Here is a 22,416-nt window from a genome sequence, read left to right on the forward strand (position 1 = left end):
AGTTACTTTATGTAAGTAACTATATAATTTTATTTTGAATTCGTCAAGAAATTAGTTTAAAAGCAAGTCTGAAAAATACATCATTTGTCATAATGAAAGCAATTACATATAATATAAAATAAGAAAAGTGAATGGATATTCATTTTCTTAAAGCTATACATAATAGAGTTGGGGGCTGACGAAATGAATGTACAGGAAAGTTTCGTTACGGCATTGGATGGATCGGAAATTTATTTGCGTAAGTGGTTACCAGAAGGAGATCCGAGAGGAATTATTCAAATTGCACATGGCATGACAGAGCATGCAGGGGTGTATACAGAATTTGTAGATGCTTTATTGGAAGCAGGGTATGGTGTTTATGCGCATGATCATAAAGGACATGGGAAAACAGTAAAAAAAGAAGAAGATTATGGTCACTTTGAACCAAATATAGGGTGGAATCAAGTTGTATCGGATGTTATCTTTGTTTCAGAAAGGATAAAAGAAGAGCAGTCAAGTCCTTTGTTTTTACTTGGACATAGTATGGGTTCTTTTTTATCAAGACGTGCTGTACAACTTAGGGGTGAACTATACGATGGATTTCTGATTTCAGGAACAGGTGGAAATCCAGGGCTTTTAGGAGCTATTGGTCATAAAGTAGCAACAATCGAAATGAAATTGCGCGGGGCAAAAACGAAAAGTCCAATGTTAAACTTTTTATCTTTCGGAAACTTCAATTCGAACTTTAAGCCAAATCGTACAAAATTTGATTGGTTATCTTCAGATAATAATCAAGTTGATAAATATATTGCGGATCCGTTATGTGGTTTCATTTGTACGACGAGTTTTTACCGAGAATTATTTTCTGGAGTATTAGAAGTAAATAAACTAGAAGAATACAAGAAGACGCCAAAGAATCTTCCAATACATATATTCTCTGGTGATCGTGATCCTGTTGGCGATATGGGGAAAGGTGTAAAAGAAGTATATGAAAACTATAAAAAATGTGGTGTGAAAGACGTGACACTACGTTTATATGAAAATGGTAGACATGAAATGTTTCATGAAGTAAATAAGGATGAAGTATTTAAAGATTTAATTTCGTGGTTAGATGCGCATAATAAATGAGAAAGATAATCCCAAACTGTTTGTAATTTGGGATTATTTATTATACAGAAATAGGGGCAATAAATTCTTAAATTCACTTTACTTAATAAAAAATAAATCTTATTCTATAGTCGTTCAAAAAATAAAGAAATATTGTATGAGAGGAAACCTCACTTTTCTGAAGTGAGGTTTTTTGTAGTAACGAAGTAATAGTGAATAAAACTAATTTTAAAAGTAACCTAAAATCAAACTTTTTATAAAGCAACAGATGCTCGTTCATAATAGTAGTATAATAGTGAATGAGGTGTTAATAGAATGGAAGATAGAACATTAGGTTTATTACTAGATGTTGTTGGGGAATTATTTTCAGATGAAATTTCAATTGCTGTTTCGAATACGAAAGAATATATTTACTATCGGCCAAGTAAACGAATTGATTTAAAGATTAGTGTCGGGGATCCTATAAAGGAAGGAACGATTGCTCATAAAGCGATGGTGATGAATCAAAAAACATCTGAGTTTATGAATCGGGATGTTTTTGGTATTCCTTATCATGGAATGGCTGTACCATTTTCAAACAATGGAAAGCTTGAAGGGTGCGTAACGGCAATTTATCCAGCTTTAACGGATGGGAAGTCAGTCGTTACTTTAAAAACAACAGACGGCTGGATTCCGGTTCCTTTTTCAAAGGTTATGTATTTAGAGGCTAAAGATAAAAAGACGTACGTGAATTCAGAAGAGTTATCAGGAACACATAAATACTCTCTGCAAGAATTCGAATACTTGCTTCCGAAAGATTCATTTATTAGATGTCACCGTTCGTTTATTGTAAATGTTAATCATATTAAAGCGATTTATCCTGATACCCATTCTACTTTTGTACTTTCGATGGATAATGGTGAGAGAGTACCAGTTAGTCAATCATACGCTAGTTATTTCCGTAAGCTTCTAGGATTCTAAATTTTTCTGCTTTAGAACCTAGATTTGCTGTTCTGTCTGAATTTTCGGCATTGTATACTAAAATCCCTATTTTGATAGTGTTAATGTGTAAAATAATTATGAATATTCAATGAGAGAGGGATTACATATGGAGAATAATTTAGATAGAATCAGAGATCAACGTCTAAAAGATCGGGTAGTTACACCTGAAGAAGCAGCCACCTGGATTCAAAGTGGAATGACTTTAGGCTTAAGTGGGTTTACACGTGCAGGTGATGTAAAAGCAGTCCCATTTGCGCTTGTAAACCGAGTTAAGAATGATGAATCTTTTAAAGTAAATGTTTATACTGGGGCTTCTTTAGGCTCGGATGTAGACAAATTATTTGCTGAGGCAGGAATTTTAGGGAAAAGATTACCTTTCCAAGCTGACGCGACTATGCGAAAAGGAATTAATAACGGAGACTTTTTATTTGTGGATCAACACTTGTCTCATACAGCAGAGTTACTCCGCGCTGACGTTCTGGATATAGATTTCGCTATTTTGGAAGCGGTTGCGATTACAGAGGACGGAATGATTATTCCAACCACTTCAATTGGAAATTCCTTAGCGTTTTCCTTAAATGCTAAGTCTATTATTATTGAAATGAATATGGCTCAATCCGCGCAATTAGAGGGGCTACATGATCTATATGAACCAGGTAAACAAGGGGAGAGGCTTCCAATTCCGCTTGTGAAAACAGATGACCGAATTGGAACAATCGGTATTCCAATTGATCCTGAAAAAGTAAAGGGAATTGTGTTTACGAATCAATTGGATTCGCCATCGACAATTGTTCCTCCGGATGAAGAAACTGTTATTATGGCACAGCATTTAATAGAATTCCTTCGAGAAGAAGTTAAAGTAGGCCGATTAACAAATCGTTTAGCGCCGTTACAATCAGGAATTGGTTCAGTGGCTAACGCCGTATTGCATGGAATGTTAGATTCAGAATTTGAAGATTTAGAAGTATATTCCGAGGTTTTACAAGATGCAGTTTTTGATCTTATGGATGCTGGAAAAGTCAATTTTGCTTCTTGTTGTTCTATCACGCTTTCTGAAGAGAAAATGCAACAAGTATTTTCTAACTTTGAAAAATATCGTGACAAATTAATGATGCGTCCGCAAGAGATTTCCAATCATCCTGAAATCATTCGTCGCCTTGGATTAATCTCAATTAATACTGCATTAGAATTAGATATATACGGAAATGTTAACTCTACTCACGTTTTAGGTACAAAAATGATGAATGGTATTGGTGGGTCTGGTGATTTTGCAAGAAATGCACGCTTAGCTATCTTTGTTACTAAATCGATTGCGAAAGGTGGTAACATTTCAAGTATTGTTCCTTTCGTTTCTCATGTAGACCATACTGAACATGATGTAGATGTTATCGTCACTGAACAGGGGTATGCCGACTTAAGGGGACTTGCGCCAAGAGAAAGAGTGGAACTTATTATTGAGAATTGCGCACATCCAATGTATCGTGATCAACTACGTGCTTATTACGAAGAAGCAAAAACAAGAGGTGGACAAACTCCTCATATTTTAGAAAAAGCTTTTTCTTGGCATACGAATTATGCTAAAAATGGAACAATGCTTGAAGTGGTAGTAGAAACTGTATAGGTTTGTATCGTACAAAATAGTAAAATGAATGAGTGAGTTTGAAGATTAAATTTTAGAAAAAGAGAACGCCAACTTTTAGGGATGGCGTTCTTTTTCTTTAAAAAAATTGTTGAAAATTGTACTGGTTATAATAAAGATTTATAAAAATAATCTCTAATTTATGAAAATAAAAGGTTTTTTGAAGTGCTTTCCGAATCAATTTAGTAGTTTACATATCGAAGGTGAGGAAAAAGAATCATGAAGATAAGAGAAGCGTTATTAAGTGAAGCAAATGAATTAAGTGAACTCGCACTACAATCAAAAGCAACGTGGGATTATAGTGAAGAATTCATACTTGCTTGTAAGGAAGATTTAACAATTACAGAAGAATACATAAAAAATAATTTTGTATATGTTTTAGAAAACGATAATGCGAAGATTGGTTTTTTCTCATTTTTACGTAATGATAAAGCTCTCGATTTCTTGTACATTCATCCTGATTACAAAGGAAAAGGTTACGGGAAAATACTTTGGGAGTATGTAATAGAAAAAGCCAATGAACTAGGATTAAAAAGTTTTACGATTGATAGTGATCCGAATGCAAAAGGATATTACTTGAAAATGGGAGCACAGTTAATAGGAGAGACACCATCAACTGTCTTTAAGGGTCGTGTACTGCCTCTTTTGAAATATGATGTGTAAAACTATTAATAGTAGGGGAAGATTAGAATGGATGATGTAAAGGAAAAAAGAATATATGAAGCACTAATAAAATCGTGGTCGATTGAAACAAGTTCAAAGTGGATAATTGAAAACCCAGCAAAGGGACAATGTGGTGTTACAGCTCTTGTCGTTCAAGACATATATGGAGGAGAAATTAAAAAGACAAAAGTAAGAGAGGTATGGCACTTTTATAACTTTATAGATGGGCAGAGATTTGATTTTACAGAGACTCAATTCAATGGGAAATTGAATTATATGGATGAAAAGTCAAATCGGGAAGAAGCATTTGCAGATACAAATGAAAAACAATATAGCATTTTGAAGGGAAAAATAACGAAAGAATTAAAATTATCTTTTGACTCTTAATCTTTAATAAGTTACTATAATGGTGGTAACTTATTAAAGGGAACTTCATAGAGTTGAAAGGGGAAATACTTTTGAAAACAACTTATGTAAACGCTACAATTGTAACGATGAATGAACAAAACGAAGTGATAGAAAATGGATATATCATTGTAGAAAATGATCAAATTATAGATGTAAAGAGCGGAGAATTCGCTAATGATTTTGAAGTAGATGAAGTAATTGACATGAAAGGAAAGTGGGTTTTACCAGGGCTTGTAAATACACATACACACGTTGTAATGAGTCTCCTAAGAGGTATTGGCGATGATATGTTATTACAGCCGTGGCTTGAGACGAGAATTTGGCCACTGGAAAGTCAATTTACTCCCCAAATTGCGGTCGCTAGTACGGAATTAGGATTACTTGAGATGGTGAAAAGTGGTACAACATCATTCTCTGACATGTTTAATCCAATTGGAGTAGATCAAGACGCAATTATGGAAACGGTATCAAGGAGCGGGATGCGAGCTGCTGTTTCAAGGACTTTATTTAGCTTCGGAACGAAAGACGATGAAAAGAAAGCGATTGAAGAAGCTGAGAAATATGTGAAGCGTTACTATAACGAAAGTGGCATGTTAACTACGATGGTTGCACCACATAGTCCATATACATGTAGTACAGAATTGTTAGAAGAGTGCGCACGGATTGCAGTAGAGAATCAAACAATGGTTCATATCCACCTTTCTGAAACAGAGCGTGAAGTACGTGATATTGAAGCACAGTACGGAAAACGTCCAGTAGAATATGCAGCGAGCTGCGGATTGTTTAAACGCCCAACAGTTATTGCACACGGTGTAGTATTAAATGATGATGAGCGTGCATTTTTAGCAGAACATGATGTTCGAGTAGCACATAACCCAAATAGTAATTTAAAACTAGGTTCTGGTATAGCGAATGTAAAAGCGATGCTAGAAGCAGGAATAAAAGTAGGAATTGCAACAGATAGTGTTGCATCTAACAATAATTTAGACATGTTTGAAGAAATGCGCATAGCGACTTTATTACAAAAAGGTATTCACCAAGATGCAACAGCATTACCAGTTGAAACAGCTCTTACACTTGCGACTAAAGGGGCTGCTGAAGTAATCGGGATGAAACAAACAGGGTCACTAGAAGCTGGTAAGTGTGCTGATTTTATTACGATTGACCCGTCTAATAAGCCGCATTTACAACCAGCGGATGAAGTGTTATCACACCTTGTATATGCTGCTAGTGGAAAAGATATAAGCGATGTAATTATTAACGGAAAACGTGTCGTTTGGAATGGCGAATGTAAAACGTTAGATGAAGAGCGTATTATATTTGAAGCAAGTCGTTATAAACGAGGTCTGCAAAGATAGATAATTATGTGGCAGTTGAAAAAGCTATCCTTTTAAAAGGATAGCTTTTTTCTTGAACGAATAAATATTCAAAAGAATGTCGCATCTTTCTGTTAGTATTTCTGCTATAATATATTACGCTTTATAATATTTTATATTTAAGGAGAACAACTCATGAAGCGAAAAAAGAGCCATTTAATGGTAATGGCACTTGTTACATCTTTATTATTAACAGCTTGTAATAATAAAGCGGATAAAAGTGACATAGAGGTTAAAAAACAAGTGTTAAATGTAACAGTATCAGAAGAAATTCCTTCTCTGGACACTGTGAAAACAACAGATGGTACATCAGCACACATTATGCAGAATATATTTGAAGGGTTATATGTATTAAACGATCAAGATCAGCCTACTCCAGCCATAGCAAAATCGTTTAAAAGAAGTGAAGATGGTAAGAAATATACATTTGACTTGCGTAAAGATGCAAAATGGTCAAATGGGGATAATGTAACAGCAAATGATTTTATATTTGCTTGGAAACGTGCAATTAACCCTGAAACAGCCTCTCAATATGCGTCCATGCTCTTTTATGTAAAAAATGCGAAAGAGATCAATAAGGGAACAATGCCTCTTGATGCACTTGGGGTTAAAGCGATAAATAATTATACGTTAGAAGTTGAACTCGAACAGCCAGTTCCGTATTTTTTACAGTTGTTAGCACTACCTATATACTTACCACAGCATGAATCATTTTTGAAAGAACAAGGAAACAATTATGCATTGGAACCTAGTAATCTCATATATAACGGTCCATTTGTATTAGAAAAATGGAAGCATGAACAAGAGTTTCAATTAAAGAAAAATACTACATATTGGGATCGAAAGAAAGTGAAATTAGATGAAATAAACTTTCATATCCTAAAGGATACAATGACAGCTGTAAATTTATATGAAGCCGGAGATTTGGATCGAGTACCTATTAATTCGCAAGTTGTAGACAAGTATAAAGGGAATAAGGAATTACATATGTCGAGTGATCCTGGAATTGCTATGCTTCGTTTTAATGAAAAAAATAACGCGTTAGCAAATAAAAAGGTGCGTCAATCTATTTCATTAGCGTTAAATAAAGATGATTTCGTTGCTCACTTTATTAATAACGGAGCAAAACCTGCAAGTGGACTTGTACCAGTTGGTCATGTAAATGAAGTGACTGGTAAAGATTTTAGAAAAGAAAATGGAGATATTTCCTCATATGATTTGCAAAATGCGAAAAAACTTTGGGAAGAAGCGAAAAAAGAGCTTGGGGTAGAACAAGTAAACCTAGGGTTCTTAACGTTCGAACAAGATAACGCAATACGTATGGCAGAATATATAAAAGGTGATTTAGAGAAGAATTTGCAAGGACTCGCGATACAAATTAAACAACAGCCATTTAAGCAAAAATTACAGTTAGAACAAATAGGTGATTACGATATAACTATGGCAAATTGGGGACCTGACTATAAAGACCCAATTAGTTATTTAGAGTTATTTACGACAGGGAATCCGAATAATAAAATGAATTATTCTAATGTTCGTTACGATGAATTAATAAAGAAAGCGAAAACGGATTTTGTACTAGATACGGAAAAACGATGGGAAGCGTTGCGAAAAGCCGAGCAGGTATTATTAGAAGATGCTGCGGTGGCGCCGCTTTATCATATTGGCTCAGCATATGTACAAAAGGATTATGTAAAAGGAATTGAAAAGCATCAATTTGGTGGTATTTATACTTATAAGAATGCTTATATTGCTAATGAATAAATACAAAAAACCTTACTTTTTAAAAGTAAGGTTTTTTACACATAAATTCTATTAAACTGATTTTAATAAAGCGTAAAAATTCGTATCATATGGGATATCATCTTGATACATATAATTTTTTAGAACGCCTTCTTTTTCAAAACCTAATTTTAATAGTACTTTATTGGAAGCTTCATTTTCAAGAAATACAATTGCTCCAATCCGCTTTAAATGAATCGTATGGAAACCGTATGATATAACCTCAGAAACAGCTTCAGTCGCATATCCTTTTCCCCAGTGTTCAGGCAAAAAGGCATAACTTATATTGGCTCGTTTATGCTCAGAAGACCAATCGTGAAAACCAATGGTACCGATGAGTTCTTTCTTGTCTTTTAATTCGATTCCCCATTTTATACCGCTTCTTGCATTGTAACTCAACTTAAAGTTATGAATGATTTGTTTCACTTGATCAACATCTTGTAACGGTTTTTGGCCATAATAGCGCAGTACATTAGTATTAGAAAAGCATTGTAGTATACGCGGTGCATCTTCTTCGGTAAGTTCTCTTAAAATAAGTCTTTCAGTTTTTAATAAAGGAAACATATTTTCGCTCCTTTGCACATGAAAATAGAATGTATTTGTTATTATATAATTTAATCTGAAAATAAAGATTATTCAAGGTGTAAGGGTAGATTTGATTTATGATAAACTTAGATGTGGAATATATTTCAAAAAAGAGGTTTGGAAATGGAAAAAAATTCGATATTAATTGTAGATGACGATAAAGATATTATTCAATTTATTAATGTGAATTTAAAACAAGAAGGTTTTAAAGTTTTTAGTGCTCATAACGGAGAAGAGGCTTTAGAAATAATAAATAATAACAGTATTCAACTTGCTATTTTGGATATTATGATGCCTCAAATGGATGGTATAGAACTTTGTAGAAGGATTAGAGAGAAACATAGTTTACCAATTATGTTTTTAAGCGCGAAATCATCGGATGTAGATAAGGTAATTGGATTTAGTACTGGGGCAGATGATTATATTGTGAAGCCGTTCAGTACAATTGAATTTATAGCAAGAGTGAAAGCTCAATTAAGAAGGTATACATATTTCAATCAAAATGCTCCCCAAGTAATGGAAAAGAAAATAAATATTAGAGGTTTAGAAATAGATGAAGTGTCGAGAACAGTAATGTTATATGGAGAGAGAATCAATCTTACGAAAACTGAATATGATATTTTACACTTAATGGCAGCTGCAAGGAATCGTGTGTTCACAATTGAAGAAATATATGAGAGCGTTTGGAACGAAAGAGCCTATGAAAGTAATAATACAGTAATGGTTCATATTGCAAGATTGAGAAATAAAATTGAAGAGAATCCAAAAGAACCGAAGTTTATACAAAATGTTTGGGGAGTCGGATATAAAATTGAAGATTAAATCATTACAAGGCATTAGAGCTAAGTTTTTTATCGCATTCATATGTAGCATCTTGTTAGCGACTGTAAGTATAATAGTGTTTCAAATTTTGGTTGGAAATATATATAGTCAGGTTAATGTTTTAGAGGAAAAATATTCATTTTTATATTTTATAGTTTTTTTGATTTTTACTACAACATACTTTGCATTAATGACAAAAACACTGATGAAAAGGTTATCTCAAATTAACAAGAACGTGAAGGAAATAAGTGACGGTAATTTTGAAATACATATACCTATTTTGAAAAATGACGAGATTGGTGAACTAGCGGCAAATGTTAATAGAATGGCGAAAAGTTTAAAAGAGTCTATCGAGAATGAAAAAAAATCACAGGAAATGAAAAATGAAATGATTAGTAATATTTCTCATGACTTACGAACGCCAGTAACATCTTTAATCGGTTATGCGGACCTGTTAGGAAATAAACTTCATTCGAATGGAGAAGAATGTGAACAGTATGTAAGTATATTAAAGCGAAAAAGTTATGAATTAAAAAATCAAGTAGATGATTTATTAGAATACTGTCAAATAAATTATAGAGAGATTGAATTACATAAAGATGAAGTAGATATGAAAGCATTAATTGAACAAATCATGATTGACTTTGTACCACAATTAGATGATGCCAATATGAGCTTTTATATTAAAAGTGATGAAGTGCTACATGTAGAAGTTGATGTGACACTTATAGTGAGACTATTTGAAAATGTAATAGGTAATAGTATTATGTACGGGAGAGATGGAAAGGGAATTGCAATTGAAATTTTCAATAAAACAATGAATGTTGAAGTAGAAATTAAAAATTTTGGACAATGTATTCCGAAAGAGGACCTTCCTTACATTTTTGAGAAGTTTTATCGTAGTGAAAAATCACGTAGTTCTCATACGGGCGGTAAAGGAATAGGACTTGCAATTTCAAAAAGTATAGCCGAGCTCCATCAAGGGGATATCACTGTACGTAGTAATGATAAAGAAACAGTTTTTACTGTGAAATTACCGCAGTATAAAAAAGTAAGAAAGTCGTAAGTATTTCTTTTATATGTCGTAATTTTTACTTTGTATCATTGAGAAAAAGGATATGAGAGTAGGGATGCGACATGTGGAAGAAATTTTTATTAGTAATTATAGTTTCTTTTTTAATTATAAGTTGGATCTTAGTTTATGTAGCTAATGGTGTTACATCAGTCTTTGTTTGGTGGAGTATACAGGCTTTTAGTGTAATTTCCGTTTTTCTCTTAATAGGATCAATAATAATATTTTTTTGGAAAGGCATTTTTAGAAAGCGGATAGATAGAACTCTATTTTTAATCATTCTGTTTTCTATAATTGGAGCTTGGCCTTTCGGTTGGTTTGCTAATATAGGTAGAATTGCTTACCCAGCAGATATACAATCTATGAGTCCTAAAGTAGTAGTTCGTCTTCCTTTGAAGGAACGAGCATTAATCGGTTGGGGTGGTGATCGGTTAGAAACGAACTATCACGTTATAAAACCAAATGAAAGGTGGGCATATGATATTCTCATTCCACCTGCTGAAGTGAAAAGTAGTAAGTTAGAGGATTACGGAATATATGGAGCAAAAGTAATGGCGCCAGCTTCTGGGACGGTTGTATCAATTAATAATAATGAACAAGATTTAGTTCCGGGATCGGATAATTTTCAGTCAATGGCTGGTAATCATATTTATTTACGACTAGATGAAACGGGCACATTTTTGTTCCTTGGTCATTTAAAGAAAGGCTCAATTAAAGTAAAAGAAGGGCAACGTGTAAATGAAGGGGATATTCTTGCGCAAGTTGGTAACTCAGGAAGTTCAAGTGAGCCGCATTTACATATTCATCATCAAAGGCAAGATCCGTCCAAAGTAAGTATGTTTTTTGCGGAAGGATTGCCACTTTACTTTCGAACTGAAAATGGTGTGATGATGCCGGAAAGAGGGGCATACATAAGTGGTAACTAGAAGAAAATCATTTCATCCAAAAAGGGTATTCCAAATTAAAATTGGAATACCCTTTTTCATTACCCTACAAATGTTTGATACAGTAAGAAGATATTTAAAACGATAACGAGAGCAGCAATTATCCATGCGATAAATGTTGTTATGCGGTGGTTAACGAGTGCACCCATAATCTTTTTATTACTTGTAAACATAATAAGTGGCACTAATGCAAATGCAATACCGAATGATAAGACGACTTGGCTCATGACTAGAGCGTATGTTGGATTTACACCTAAAGCGATAATTACTAGTGGTGGAATCATTGTAATAAATCGGCGTAAATATAACGGAATATGCATGCGAATGAAACCTTGCATAATAATATCACCCGACATTGTACCGACAGAAGAGCTAGATAGTCCTGCTGATAAAAGTCCAATCCCAAATAATGCAGCCGATACAGGACCTACTAAATTGGTAAATTGAGTGTAAGCAACATCTAAATCTTCAACGTGCAAGCCATTTTTAAAAAATAGTGCAGCTGCTACAATTAACATACTTGCATTAATTGCTCCAGCAATAACCATTGCAATAATAATATCGATAAATTCGAAACGAAAAATCTTTTTCTTTTGTTCGTCAGTTGTTCCGACCACACGGCGTTGTGTTAATGCAGAATGCAAGTATATTGCATGCGGCATAACTGTCGCACCTAAAATCCCTGCTGCAAGTAATATACTGTCTACACCTTGGAATTTTGGAATAAATAGTCCTGAAAGAAGGGGACTTAATTCTGGTTTTGCATAAAAAACTTGAATCCCAAAAGCAATTACTACAATGAAAATCATTCCTGTAATAATAGCTTCTAGTGGACGAAATCCTCTACGTTGAAATTCAAGGATAATAAATGATCCGGCTGCTGTAATTAAAGCGGCAGGTAGCATGGGGATTCCAAATAGTAAGTAAAGCCCCAATGCAGCTCCAATAAATTCCGCTAAATCTGTAGCCATAATAACTAGTTCACCTTGTATCCATAAGCCGATAGACACAGGCTTTGGAAAGTTTTCACGAGCTATTTCGGGTAAATTGTTTCCTGTAGCAATTCCTAATTTAGCCGATAAAGTTTGGATTAATACAGCCATTAAGTTAGAAGCGAGTATAACCCATAATAGTAAATATCCATATTGTGAACCAGCTGCGATATTTGTAGCAAAGTTGCCAGGATCAATATAAGCAACGGACGCGATAAAAGCGGGCCCTAAAAATGGTAACAGTCTTTTCCAGCCTTTTGTTTCTCCACTTAAAGCTAAGTGAGCTGATTGTACGGTTGTACTTTCAGAAGGGAGATGTTCATCTTTTGTTATATCTTTATTCATAGTAGTTTTCCCCTTTAAAATGTTAACTTGATGAAATTATTGTATTTATTCTTACTCATTATTTCAATACATTTAAATATGTTATATGATAATTTCATTTGAACACGAAAGTTTCCTTAATGCAAATTATATGCCTTTATGCAATGGATGGTGTGATAACGTAAAATAAATTGGGAGTTTATGGTGTGATGACGTGGGGAAACATAATAAATTAAAGGGTCAATTTTGAAATTTATGTGAACATAAAGCCGATAATCCAGCATATTAATTGATGGAATTGCATTTGTATGATATATAATATATTGGGATTACAACATAACCATAGTGTTTTGATGTGTAATCTTGTTTTTTATTTTTGTTAACTGATAGAAAATAGTATAAAGAAAAGAAAATGGGATTCATTTTCTTATTATATATGTTTTGATATGAACGTTAACTTATACATGATTTTAAAAATTAGATAGGTGGTAGAAATACATTGGCAACTACAAAACCATACAGAGTATTACTATATTACATGTACACAACAATTGAAAACCCAGAAGAATTCGCGGCAGAGCATTTAGAATTTTGTAATTCACTTGAATTAAAAGGAAGAATTCTTGTAGCGAAAGAAGGTATTAACGGAACTTGTTCTGGAACTGTAGAACAAACAGAGAAATACATGGAAGCAATGAACAATGATCCACGTTTTGACGGTATCGTATTTAAAATAGATGAAGCTGATGGTCATGCATTCAAGAAAATGCACGTGCGTCCTCGTCCAGAGTTAGTTACACTTCGTCTAGAAGATGACATTAACCCACACGAAATAACTGGCAAGTATTTAGAACCAAAAGATTTTTATGAAGCAATGAAACAAGAAGATACAGTTATCATTGATGCACGAAATGATTATGAGTTTGATTTAGGTCACTTCAAAGGTGCGATTAAACCTGATATCGAATCATTCCGTGAATTACCAGATTGGATTCGTGAAAATAAAGAAGTACTTGAAGGTAAAAAGATTTTAACTTATTGTACAGGCGGAATTCGTTGTGAGAAGTTTTCTGGTTGGTTAGTTCGTGAAGGCTATGAAGATGTAAGTCAGCTTCACGGCGGAATTGTAACGTACGGAAAAGACCCAGAGGTACAAGGTGAGCTTTGGGATGGACAATGTTACGTGTTCGATGAGCGTATTGCTGTACCAGTAAACCAAAAAGAACATGTTATCGTTGGTAAAGACCACTTTACAGGTGAACCTTGTGAGCGCTATGTAAACTGTTCAAATCCAGAATGTAATAAGAAAATTTTATGTTCTGAAGAAAACGAAGCGAAATATTTACGTGCATGTTCTCATGAATGTCGTGTAAGTCCACGTAACCGCTACGTAATACAACATGAATTAACGGAAGAGCAAGTAGCTGCTGCATTAGAGCAAATCGAAGCAGGGAAGTAAACTGAATTCGTATAATAAAAGGGGTACTCCAAGTTTAATTTTGGAGCACCCTTTTTTTATTATCCGGTCCTGTTATTTGTCGGTAAGTCGATATATTAAAAAAATCGCTGATATATTTCGAGTTGCGCCGATATAATGGGAAAATCGCTGATAAAAATTCACTTACTGCAGCGGGCCAAGAATTTGAAAATAATCTTCTTTAATTTTTATCTTCTTTCTCTTTAACGGCAGAAAGTACAGTTTGTTTTACCCAAGCTTTTCTTCGTTTATGTTGTAGACCCCATTGGTATAAACTTTGGGCTCCTAAAATAAGTGAAATGACAATGCCGCTAATCGCAATTAATAGAGCGAAAAATTCAAGAGGTGACGATATTTTGTTTGAATCGGTGTTTCTTAAAAGGTCAATCATAGTAAACCCTAACATTTGGCCCACTACAGAGTAGAGCGTTAAAATTAATAATAAAAGGCTATCTTTTTTAGAGGCGACATTTTCTTGATATTTAAACAAACTATCAAGATTTTGTTTCGCGTTCGAGTATAGAACCTCAATATTAAAAAGTTTTCTTAAGCGGAAGAAAATATCTTCACTCTGTGATTGGGATACTAATTCTAAAGAAAAATAATTAGCAGTGAACGAATTGATCGAATAAATTAATTTCTCTATTTCATTAGTATCTTGTTCAATATTTAGCTCAGCATAGGCGTTCGCCATTTTTAATAAAACAATTTTATGGAATAGGTTTAATAATAAAGCGTAATAAAATTCCCCGTACATTTGACTAGCAAGTTTAGCGATTTCGCGTTCTCCTTCACTTGTTACACATGTAAAAATATGTTCTTCCATTATGAAATAACGATTTGGAGCCCATCTCTGGTAAGCGTGTTTTTTTAAATAGTCATGAATGTAAGGAAGGTTATTTGCACTCACATATGGCTTACCATCACTTGTTAATCCGGAAAGACTAGAAGTACGATAAACATCCACTTCATTAAGTTCCATACCTTCTTTTAGTGACAATAAAGTTTGGACGTACATTCTTTGGTCTTCGAAGAAAGGGAAGGTTTGAAAGTATGAACTTCTTAATCTCTTCTTTTCAAAGAAATCAGTTACACCATGAAATAAATAACCAAAAATGAATTTTTCCACTTGGGAATACTTTTTTCCGTTACATTCAATACAAATAGTCTCATTTGTATCATTTTTAGTTTCAAGTACACGGAAGCGAGCAGCGAATTCGATTGCTTCAGATAAAGTCATGTTTGGAGCAGTGTTTACTTCTGTTCGAATTGTTAAGAAGCCAAGTTCATAAGGACAAAGTGTTACATCAATAGAGTGTATCTTGAATGGGATTGAAATAAGGTTTGTTGTTAAATGTCCAGTTAAGTTAAGGTCCTTTGAATAACGTTGCAAGCCCTTTTGATGCTCTGAGTGAGGAAAGAGAATTTTATTGGTAAATGAAAGATAGTATGCTTCCATATTTTGATGTGAAACTTTAAACTCCCCATAATATGTATTTTCATCATCGAGATGATCGAGCCGAAAAGGACGAAAATCGTTTTTTTGTAAGAAAGGGAACATATTTTGTTCATATCCAGTTTTAAAAGAAAACGGGAATATAAATTGAAATATAGCTGTTGCTACACCTTTTTCCTCAATTGATTGTATTGCCTCCATCTACATTGTGTCCTTTCCATATATGCTATAGAAACAACATGCCCAAATTTATTTGAAAATAACCACTCTTTTATACTCAATTGAGAGTGAAAATTCAGCTTATTTAGCAGGGAACATGTATAATGTTATGTATACTAAAAGTTATAAAATTGTATTTTGAAAAGGGGGATGCTGTATGCGGATTTTAGTATTAGGCGCTGGTGGAGTCGGAGGATTTTTTGGTGGCAGATTAGTCGAGAAGGGAGAAGATGTCACGTTTCTTGTTCGTAGTAAACGGAAAAAACAATTAGAGGAAAGAGGACTTGTAATCCGAAGTGTTAACGGGGATTTTTCCTTCCGACCGAAATTAATAACGAAAGAAGAGCGAGCTTCTCCATTTGATGTTATTTTATTTTCAATAAAAGCGTATCACTTAAACGAGGCAATTCAAGATTTGAAGCCGTTTGTTGGCGAAAATACTGTAATCATTCCATTGTTAAATGGTATCGCTCATTTATCGCTATTACAAAAAGAATTCGGCGAAGAAAAAGTAATTGGCGGTTTATGCTTTATCGAGACGACGTTAAACGATCAAGGAGAAATTGTACAAACTAGCGCTGCCAACAGACTTGTGTTTGGAGAAATTAAGTCTCAAAATTCAGAGAGAGTAAAGCATATTTCTAAAGCATTTTCAGGTACGAAATCTAGTTTTGTTTTAAGTGAAAATATTACGCAAGATATGTGGCATAAATATTTATTTATTACTGTAATGTCAGGTGTGACAACGTTAATGCGTGCACCAATTGGACCAATCCGTGAAAGTGAAGGCGGCCGTGATTTTATCCGTAATGTGTTTGAGGAATCTGTACAAATCATGAGAGTATTAGGAGCTCCAGTAAAGGCTAATATTGCCCAGGAACATATGAAAACGATTGATAAAATTTCGTATGATATGAAGTCATCAATGCAACGTGATATGGAAAAGGGTTCGTTTATTGAAGGGAAGCACTTGCAAGGATATTTACTGGATGTAGCAGAGAAATTTTCTATAGCGGCACCATTATTAGAATCTATATATCAAAATTTAAAGGTGTATGAAGAGATGACCTTTAACAAATCTGTAATAGAATTAGATGTATGAAAAAATAAAAAAGATAGCAATATATAAGTGTATTGCTATCTTTTTTATTTTTTTGTATGACAAATTATTTATTTCTTTTCGTTCTATCTGTCAAATTTATTTCCTGTTCACGTTTACCATATAACTGATTAATTTCATTTGCTACTGCATCTAAATATGAATCGGAAAAAATAGGCTTCTTTTCTTTAGACATATGGGTCTCCTTTGCGGATTTTTAATATTCATTATGTATATTTCTCAGCGGATTATGCGCAATCATTTTAATTTTTTTCTTATTAAAAATTTTTGTTTACTTTTTGAAAATAAAGGAGTATTATAATCCACAGTTTCAATTTTCTAAATCGCTGAAACCGCATGGTACGGGGGACCCGTTTTTACGGATTAGTACATAATCCGATGGGGTGAATCCTTGAAAAAGGTAGGGCTACTCATAGGCCCGAATCCGACAGCTAACCTCGTAAGCGTTATATTGAGAAGGAAGGTGGAGCTTGTGCGACAAAAAAAATAATGTCTACAAGTCTATTTCGCTATGGCTTGTAGACATTTTTTGTTTTCTGAAGAAATAGTTTACTGGCTGTAACAAGCAGAAAAGTTCGTACAAAATTATTGGAGAGTGGACAGCATTGGTTTCATCTATTAAAAGATTTTTAATTGGAAGACCGTTAAAATCAACAGAGCTTGGAGAACAAAAGCTTAATAAAACGAAAGCTTTAGCTATTTTATCTTCTGACGCATTGTCATCAGTTGCTTACGGTCCAGAACAAATTTTAATTGCTTTAGCAGGTGTGGGAGCGATCGCTTATTGGTATTCCATTCCGATCGCTGTTGGGGTATTAGTATTATTGACAGCCCTTATTTTATCTTATCGTCAAATTATTTTTGCTTATCCGCATGGCGGGGGAGCGTATGTTGTATCAAAAGAAAATTTAGGGATGAATCCAGGCTTAATTGCTGGAGGATCTTTATTAGTCGACTATATTTTAACTGTTGCGGTAAGTGTATCTGCAGGTACAGATGCGCTAACATCTGCTTTTCCTAGTTTACATGCACATAATGTAATCATTGCGATTATATTTGTTATATTTATTACGATCTTAAATTTAAGAGGAGTAACGGAATCAGCTTCTGTTTTAGCATATCCTGTTTATTTATTTGTTTTAGCCCTATTTATATTAATTGGTGTAGGCATATATAATATTTTGACTGGTCACGTTTCACCAACTTTACACACGCCGATCGGAACGCCGGTTGCGGGTATTAGTTTGTTTTTACTGTTAAGAGCATTTGCATCAGGTAGTTCTGCTTTAACAGGTGTTGAAGCAATTTCAAACGCAATTCCGAACTTTAAAGATCCTGCGCCAAACAATGCTGCAAAAACATTGCTTGCAATGGGTGCATTACTTGCTGTGTTATTTTCAGGAATTGTATTTTTAGCTTATTATTACGGAGTGACGCCGAGTAAAGAAGTAACAGTTGTTTCTCAAATTGCTGAACAAACATTTGGACGTAATTTCATGTACTATTTCATACAAGGTACAACAGCTTTAATATTAATTCTCGCAGCTAATACAGGCTATTCTGCATTTCCTTTATTAGCGGTTAACCTCGCAAAAGATAAATTCATACCGAGAATGTTTACGATTAGAGGAGACCGTCTAGGTTACTCAAACGGTATTATAATACTTGGAGTTGCTTCGATTATTTTAATTGTAGCTTTCCAAGGACAAACAGAACATTTAATTCCGTTATATGCAGTAGGGGTATTTATTCCATTTACACTTTCTCAAACAGGGATGGTATTAAAGTGGCTTCGCGAAAAACCTGAAGGATGGGTTTTAAAATTAACGGTTAATTTAATTGGTGCAGTTATTAGTTTTATCGTAATGAGCATGTTCTTTTTAACTAAATTTGCACAAGTTTGGTCGATTCTTATTTTCTTACCTGCTATTATCTTCTTGTTTCATCGAATTAAGAAGCATTATGATGCAGTGGGTGATCAATTAAGTTTAAAAACTTGTGAACCTCTTATTCCAATTGAGGGGAATGTAATTGTCGTTCCTGTAGCAGGTATGACGCATGTAGTAGAAAATTCATTGAACTATGCGAAATCTCTTTCTGCAGATCAAGTTATCGCTGTATATGTTGCTTTTGACAGAGAAGAGGAAAAGAAATTTGAAGAGAAATGGAAGGTGTGGCAACCTGAAGTAAGGCTTGTTACATTACATTCTCATTATAGAAGTATTATTCAGCCGTTAACGAAGTTCATTGATACAGTGCAATATAAGGCAAGTGAATCGAATTACCGCGTTACGGTCGTTATACCACAGTTCATTCCGAAAAAAGGTTGGCATAACATTCTTCATAATCAATCCAGTTTACTCATACGTGCGTATTTACTTTATAAAAGAAATGTTGTTATTACGACAGTTCCATATCATTTGAAAAAATAAGAAGATTTTTGAAGGATAGCTTCGTGAAAATGAAGCTATCCTTTTTGTGTATATGCTATGCATAATTGCATATGAGTTTAAAAATTATATCGATATAATTTTATCGGTTATTTTCAAGTAGTGTTTTCTGTTGTGATATGTAGATATTTCAATCAATAAAGTGAATCGGATTATATTTTGAAATAAGGACATGAAAGCTTGAAAATAAAGGGAATGAAAATACTTCTTTACGTTATATAAACAGCTGTGTTTAAATGACCTTACAGTACAAAACATATATGAAAACAAAACGAAATTTCATATTTACGCATGTTGTTTAGTTTGAAATGAATAATATTTTTACGTAATATATTCACTATGTGAATGTGGGAATTTCTATAAAATAGAAAATTTATACAATATTATTCATACTAAACACATATGAAAAATAATAAAATGTTTTGTGACGATAAGTAAGTACTGTAGCAATACGAGAGAGGTGGTTCATACATGGATCACGGTGAGAACGTTCTCTATTTTAATCATCTCAAATTATGGGCAAGAAAATAGAATAATAAAATGCGATAGTAATAGTTGCTAATACATAGGAGGAGTTAAAGTGAAAAAGACTTTAATTACAGGGTTATTGGTTACAGCAGTATCTACGAGTTGCTTCATTCCTGTAAGCGCTTACGCTAAGGAGGGGCAAACAGAAGTGAAAACAGTATATGCGCAAAATGTAATTGCTCCAAATACATTATCCAATTCAATTAGAATGTTAGGATCACAATCACCGCTTATTCAAGCATACGGATTAATTATCTTGCAACAGCCAGACATTAAGGTAAATGCGATGAGTAGCTTAACGAATCATCAAAAGTTTGCAAAGGCGAATGTACGAGAATGGATTGATGAATATAATCCGAAGCTAATTGACTTAAATCAAGAAATGATGAGATACAGCACTAGATTTAATAGCTATTATAGTAAGCTCTATGAACTAGCAGGAAACGTAAATGAAGATCAGCAAGCAAAAGCAGATTTTATGAGTGCATATGGAAAATTACAATTGCAAGTACAAAGCATCCAAGAGAGTATGGAGCAAGATTTATTAGAGTTAAATCGATTTAAAACAGTATTAGACAAAGATAGTAACAACTTATCAATTAAAGCCGATGAAGCAATAAAAACACTGCAAGGATCAAGTGGAGATATTGTGAAATTAAGAGAAGATATTAAAAGAATTCAAGGGGAAATTCAAGCTGAACTAACTACTATTTTGAATAGACCTCAAGAAATCATTAAAGGTTCTATTAATATCGGTAAACAAGTATTTACAATCACAAATCAAACTGCACAAACGAAAACAATCGATTTTGTTTCTATCGGTACTTTAAGTAATGAAATTGTAAATGCTGCAGATAGTCAAACGAGAGAAGCAGCTCTTCGCATTCAACAAAAGCAAAAAGAGCTATTACCACTTATTCAAAAGTTATCACAAACTGAAGCAGAGGCGACTCAAATTACATTCGTTGAAGATCAAGTAAATAGCTTTACAGAATTAATTGATCGTCAAATTACAACTTTAGAAACGTTATTAACGGATTGGAAAGTTGTAAATAATAATATGATTCAAATTCAAACAAATGTTGAAGAAGGTACGTATACAGACAGTAGTTTACTTCAAAAACATTTCAATCAAATTAAAAAAGTAAGTGATGAAATGAATAAGCAAACAAATCAATTTGAAGATTACGTTACAAACGTTGAAGTACATTAAACAGAAAAATAATTAGCGATATAGGGAGAGAAGAAAAATGACAAAAAAACCTTATAAAGTAATGGCTCTATCAGCACTGATGGCAGTATTTGCAGCAGGAAATATTATGCCGGCTCATACGTATGCAGCTGAAAGTACAGTGAAACAAGCTCCAGTTCATGCGGTAGCAAAAGCTTATAATGACTATGAAGAATACTCATTAGGACCAGAAGGCTTGAAAGATGCAATGGAAAGAACAGGTTCAAATGCTTTAGTAATGGATCTGTACGCTTTAACAATTATTAAACAAGGTAATGTTAACTTTGGAAATGTATCGTCTGTTGATGCGGCTTTAAAAGGGAAAGTAATTCAGCACCAAGATACAGCTAGAGGAAATGCGAAGCAATGGTTAGATGTATTAAAACCACAGCTTATTTCAACGAATCAAAATATCATTAACTACAATACGAAATTCCAAAACTATTATGATACTTTAGTTGCTGCAGTTGATGCAAAGGATAAAGCGACTCTTACGAAAGGCTTAACTAGATTATCAAGTAGTATTAATGAAAATAAAGCGCAAGTGGATCAGTTAGTAGAAGACTTGAAGAAATTCCGAAATAAAATGACTTCGGATACGCAAAACTTCAAGGGTGATGCAAATCAAATTACATCTATATTAGCTAGTCAAGATGCAGGAATTCCGCTTCTGCAAAATCAAATTACAACGTACAATGAAGCGATTAGTAAATATAATGCAATTATTATCGGTTCATCTGTTGCGACAGCTCTAGGACCAATTGCAATTATCGGTGGTGCAGTAGTTATTGCTACGGGTGCAGGAACACCGCTAGGAGTAGCATTAATTGCAGGTGGTGCAGCAGCTGTAGGCGGTGGTACAGCTGGAATCGTATTAGCGAAGAAAGAGCTTGATAATGCACAAGCAGAAATTCAAAAGATAACAGGACAAGTTACAACTGCGCAATTAGAAGTAGCAGGATTAACGAACATTAAAACACAAACAGAGTATTTAACAAATACAATTGATACTGCAATTACAGCGTTACAAAATATTTCAAACCAATGGTACACAATGGGATCAAAATACAATTCTTTACTTCAAAATGTGGATTCAATTAGTCCAAACGATCTTGTTTTCATTAAAGAAGATTTAAACATTGCGAAAGATAGCTGGAAAAACATTAAAGACTATGCAGAAAAGATTTATGCTGAAGATATTAAAGTAGTAGATACGAAAAAAGCATAATCGAATACGAATCGTTAGGGCGTTAAGTGTTGA

General features: G+C 33.8%; 19 protein-coding genes and 1 riboswitch. Of the genes, 15 read left to right on the plus strand and 4 right to left on the minus strand.

Features of this window, described 5'->3' with window-relative positions; genetic code table 11:
- The first annotated feature begins 183 nt into the window (after positions 1-183).
- From ACTFRU_RS12275 to ACTFRU_RS12305, 7 genes are all read left to right on the plus strand, one after another.
- A complete protein-coding gene (locus ACTFRU_RS12275) occupies positions 184-1,107 on the plus strand; it encodes an alpha/beta hydrolase (RefSeq protein ID WP_001102583.1) in 924 nt (307 codons plus the stop codon).
- Between the two features lie 294 nt (positions 1,108-1,401).
- The gene (locus ACTFRU_RS12280) at positions 1,402-2,046 is read left to right on the plus strand and encodes a LytTR family DNA-binding domain-containing protein (RefSeq protein ID WP_000390211.1); all 645 of its coding nucleotides are present in this window, start codon (positions 1,402-1,404) and stop codon (positions 2,044-2,046) included.
- A 127-nt stretch (positions 2,047-2,173) separates the two neighbouring features.
- Entirely contained in the window at positions 2,174-3,688 is a 1,515-nt protein-coding gene (locus ACTFRU_RS12285; protein WP_440037667.1) for an acetyl-CoA hydrolase/transferase family protein, read from the plus strand.
- A gap of 237 nt (positions 3,689-3,925) precedes the next feature.
- The gene (locus tag ACTFRU_RS12290; protein WP_000701909.1) at positions 3,926-4,369 is read left to right on the plus strand and encodes a GNAT family N-acetyltransferase; all 444 of its coding nucleotides are present in this window, start codon (positions 3,926-3,928) and stop codon (positions 4,367-4,369) included.
- Between the two features lie 27 nt (positions 4,370-4,396).
- Positions 4,397-4,756 carry a YunG family protein gene (locus ACTFRU_RS12295; protein WP_000342902.1) on the plus strand — a complete coding sequence of 120 codons (360 nt, stop codon included), beginning with the start codon at positions 4,397-4,399 and terminating at the stop codon, positions 4,754-4,756.
- A 53-nt stretch (positions 4,757-4,809) separates the two neighbouring features.
- Entirely contained in the window at positions 4,810-6,135 is a 1,326-nt protein-coding gene (locus ACTFRU_RS12300) for a bifunctional S-methyl-5'-thioadenosine deaminase/S-adenosylhomocysteine deaminase (RefSeq protein ID WP_002023818.1), read from the plus strand.
- 153 nt (positions 6,136-6,288) lie between these two features.
- On the plus strand, positions 6,289-7,917 hold the full coding sequence (locus ACTFRU_RS12305; RefSeq protein WP_440037668.1) for a peptide ABC transporter substrate-binding protein: 1,629 nt from the start codon (positions 6,289-6,291) through the stop codon (positions 7,915-7,917).
- Positions 7,918-7,968: 51 nt separating this feature from the next.
- Here ACTFRU_RS12305 and ACTFRU_RS12310 read toward each other — a convergent pair whose 3' ends face one another.
- Positions 7,969-8,499: a GNAT family N-acetyltransferase gene (locus tag ACTFRU_RS12310; protein ID WP_000484225.1), complete on the minus strand. Its 531-nt coding sequence runs from the start codon at positions 8,497-8,499 to the stop codon at positions 7,969-7,971.
- A 144-nt stretch (positions 8,500-8,643) separates the two neighbouring features.
- On the opposite strand from ACTFRU_RS12310, the gene ACTFRU_RS12315 reads away from it, so the two are divergent.
- The 3 genes from ACTFRU_RS12315 to ACTFRU_RS12325 all read left to right on the plus strand — a co-directional run bounded on the left by ACTFRU_RS12315 (position 8,644) and on the right by ACTFRU_RS12325 (position 11,340).
- Complete coding sequence (locus ACTFRU_RS12315; protein WP_000414517.1) at positions 8,644-9,342, plus strand: response regulator transcription factor; 699 nt, start codon at positions 8,644-8,646, stop codon at positions 9,340-9,342.
- Positions 9,308-10,408: a sensor histidine kinase gene (locus tag ACTFRU_RS12320; protein ID WP_164876547.1), complete on the plus strand. Its 1,101-nt coding sequence runs from the start codon at positions 9,308-9,310 to the stop codon at positions 10,406-10,408. The genes ACTFRU_RS12315 and ACTFRU_RS12320 overlap by 35 nt, the downstream gene beginning before the upstream one ends.
- A gap of 71 nt (positions 10,409-10,479) precedes the next feature.
- The gene (locus ACTFRU_RS12325) at positions 10,480-11,340 is read left to right on the plus strand and encodes a M23 family metallopeptidase (protein WP_033691928.1); all 861 of its coding nucleotides are present in this window, start codon (positions 10,480-10,482) and stop codon (positions 11,338-11,340) included.
- A 59-nt stretch (positions 11,341-11,399) separates the two neighbouring features.
- On the opposite strand, the gene ACTFRU_RS12330 is transcribed toward ACTFRU_RS12325, so the two are convergent.
- A complete protein-coding gene (locus ACTFRU_RS12330; protein ID WP_001030679.1) occupies positions 11,400-12,695 on the minus strand; it encodes an Nramp family divalent metal transporter in 1,296 nt (431 codons plus the stop codon).
- A gap of 478 nt (positions 12,696-13,173) precedes the next feature.
- Between ACTFRU_RS12330 and trhO the strand changes: the two genes are divergently transcribed.
- Positions 13,174-14,133 carry an oxygen-dependent tRNA uridine(34) hydroxylase TrhO gene (gene trhO / locus ACTFRU_RS12335; RefSeq protein WP_000246231.1) on the plus strand — a complete coding sequence of 320 codons (960 nt, stop codon included), beginning with the start codon at positions 13,174-13,176 and terminating at the stop codon, positions 14,131-14,133.
- A gap of 199 nt (positions 14,134-14,332) precedes the next feature.
- Here trhO and ACTFRU_RS12340 read toward each other — a convergent pair whose 3' ends face one another.
- Positions 14,333-15,808, minus strand: a complete 1,476-nt coding sequence (locus ACTFRU_RS12340; protein ID WP_049107659.1) for a hypothetical protein — start codon at positions 15,806-15,808, stop codon at positions 14,333-14,335.
- Positions 15,809-15,983: 175 nt separating this feature from the next.
- Between ACTFRU_RS12340 and panE the strand changes: the two genes are divergently transcribed.
- Complete coding sequence (gene panE / locus ACTFRU_RS12345; protein WP_290102313.1) at positions 15,984-16,928, plus strand: 2-dehydropantoate 2-reductase; 945 nt, start codon at positions 15,984-15,986, stop codon at positions 16,926-16,928.
- A 64-nt stretch (positions 16,929-16,992) separates the two neighbouring features.
- Here the strand turns inward: panE and ACTFRU_RS12350 are convergent, their stop codons facing one another.
- Complete coding sequence (locus ACTFRU_RS12350) at positions 16,993-17,121, minus strand: hypothetical protein (RefSeq protein ID WP_000031873.1); 129 nt, start codon at positions 17,119-17,121, stop codon at positions 16,993-16,995.
- Positions 17,122-17,260: 139 nt separating this feature from the next.
- Positions 17,261-17,407, plus strand: a riboswitch (cyclic di-AMP (ydaO/yuaA leader).
- 144 nt (positions 17,408-17,551) lie between these two features.
- On the opposite strand from ACTFRU_RS12350, the gene ACTFRU_RS12355 reads away from it, so the two are divergent.
- The 3 genes from ACTFRU_RS12355 (at position 17,552) to nheB (ending at position 22,383) form a co-directional block, all read left to right on the plus strand.
- Positions 17,552-19,378: an APC family permease gene (locus tag ACTFRU_RS12355; protein WP_000254901.1), complete on the plus strand. Its 1,827-nt coding sequence runs from the start codon at positions 17,552-17,554 to the stop codon at positions 19,376-19,378.
- A gap of 598 nt (positions 19,379-19,976) precedes the next feature.
- Positions 19,977-21,137 carry a non-hemolytic enterotoxin NHE subunit A gene (gene nheA / locus ACTFRU_RS12360; RefSeq protein ID WP_078187342.1) on the plus strand — a complete coding sequence of 387 codons (1,161 nt, stop codon included), beginning with the start codon at positions 19,977-19,979 and terminating at the stop codon, positions 21,135-21,137.
- A gap of 37 nt (positions 21,138-21,174) precedes the next feature.
- Entirely contained in the window at positions 21,175-22,383 is a 1,209-nt protein-coding gene (gene nheB, locus ACTFRU_RS12365) for a non-hemolytic enterotoxin NHE subunit B (protein ID WP_000162968.1), read from the plus strand.
- The last annotated feature ends 33 nt before the right edge of the window (positions 22,384-22,416 follow it).

The sequence above is a fragment of the Bacillus cereus group sp. MYBK220-1 genome, assembly GCF_051916445.1.
GTDB classification, from domain to species: Bacteria; Bacillota; Bacilli; order Bacillales; family Bacillaceae_G; genus Bacillus_A; species Bacillus_A cereus.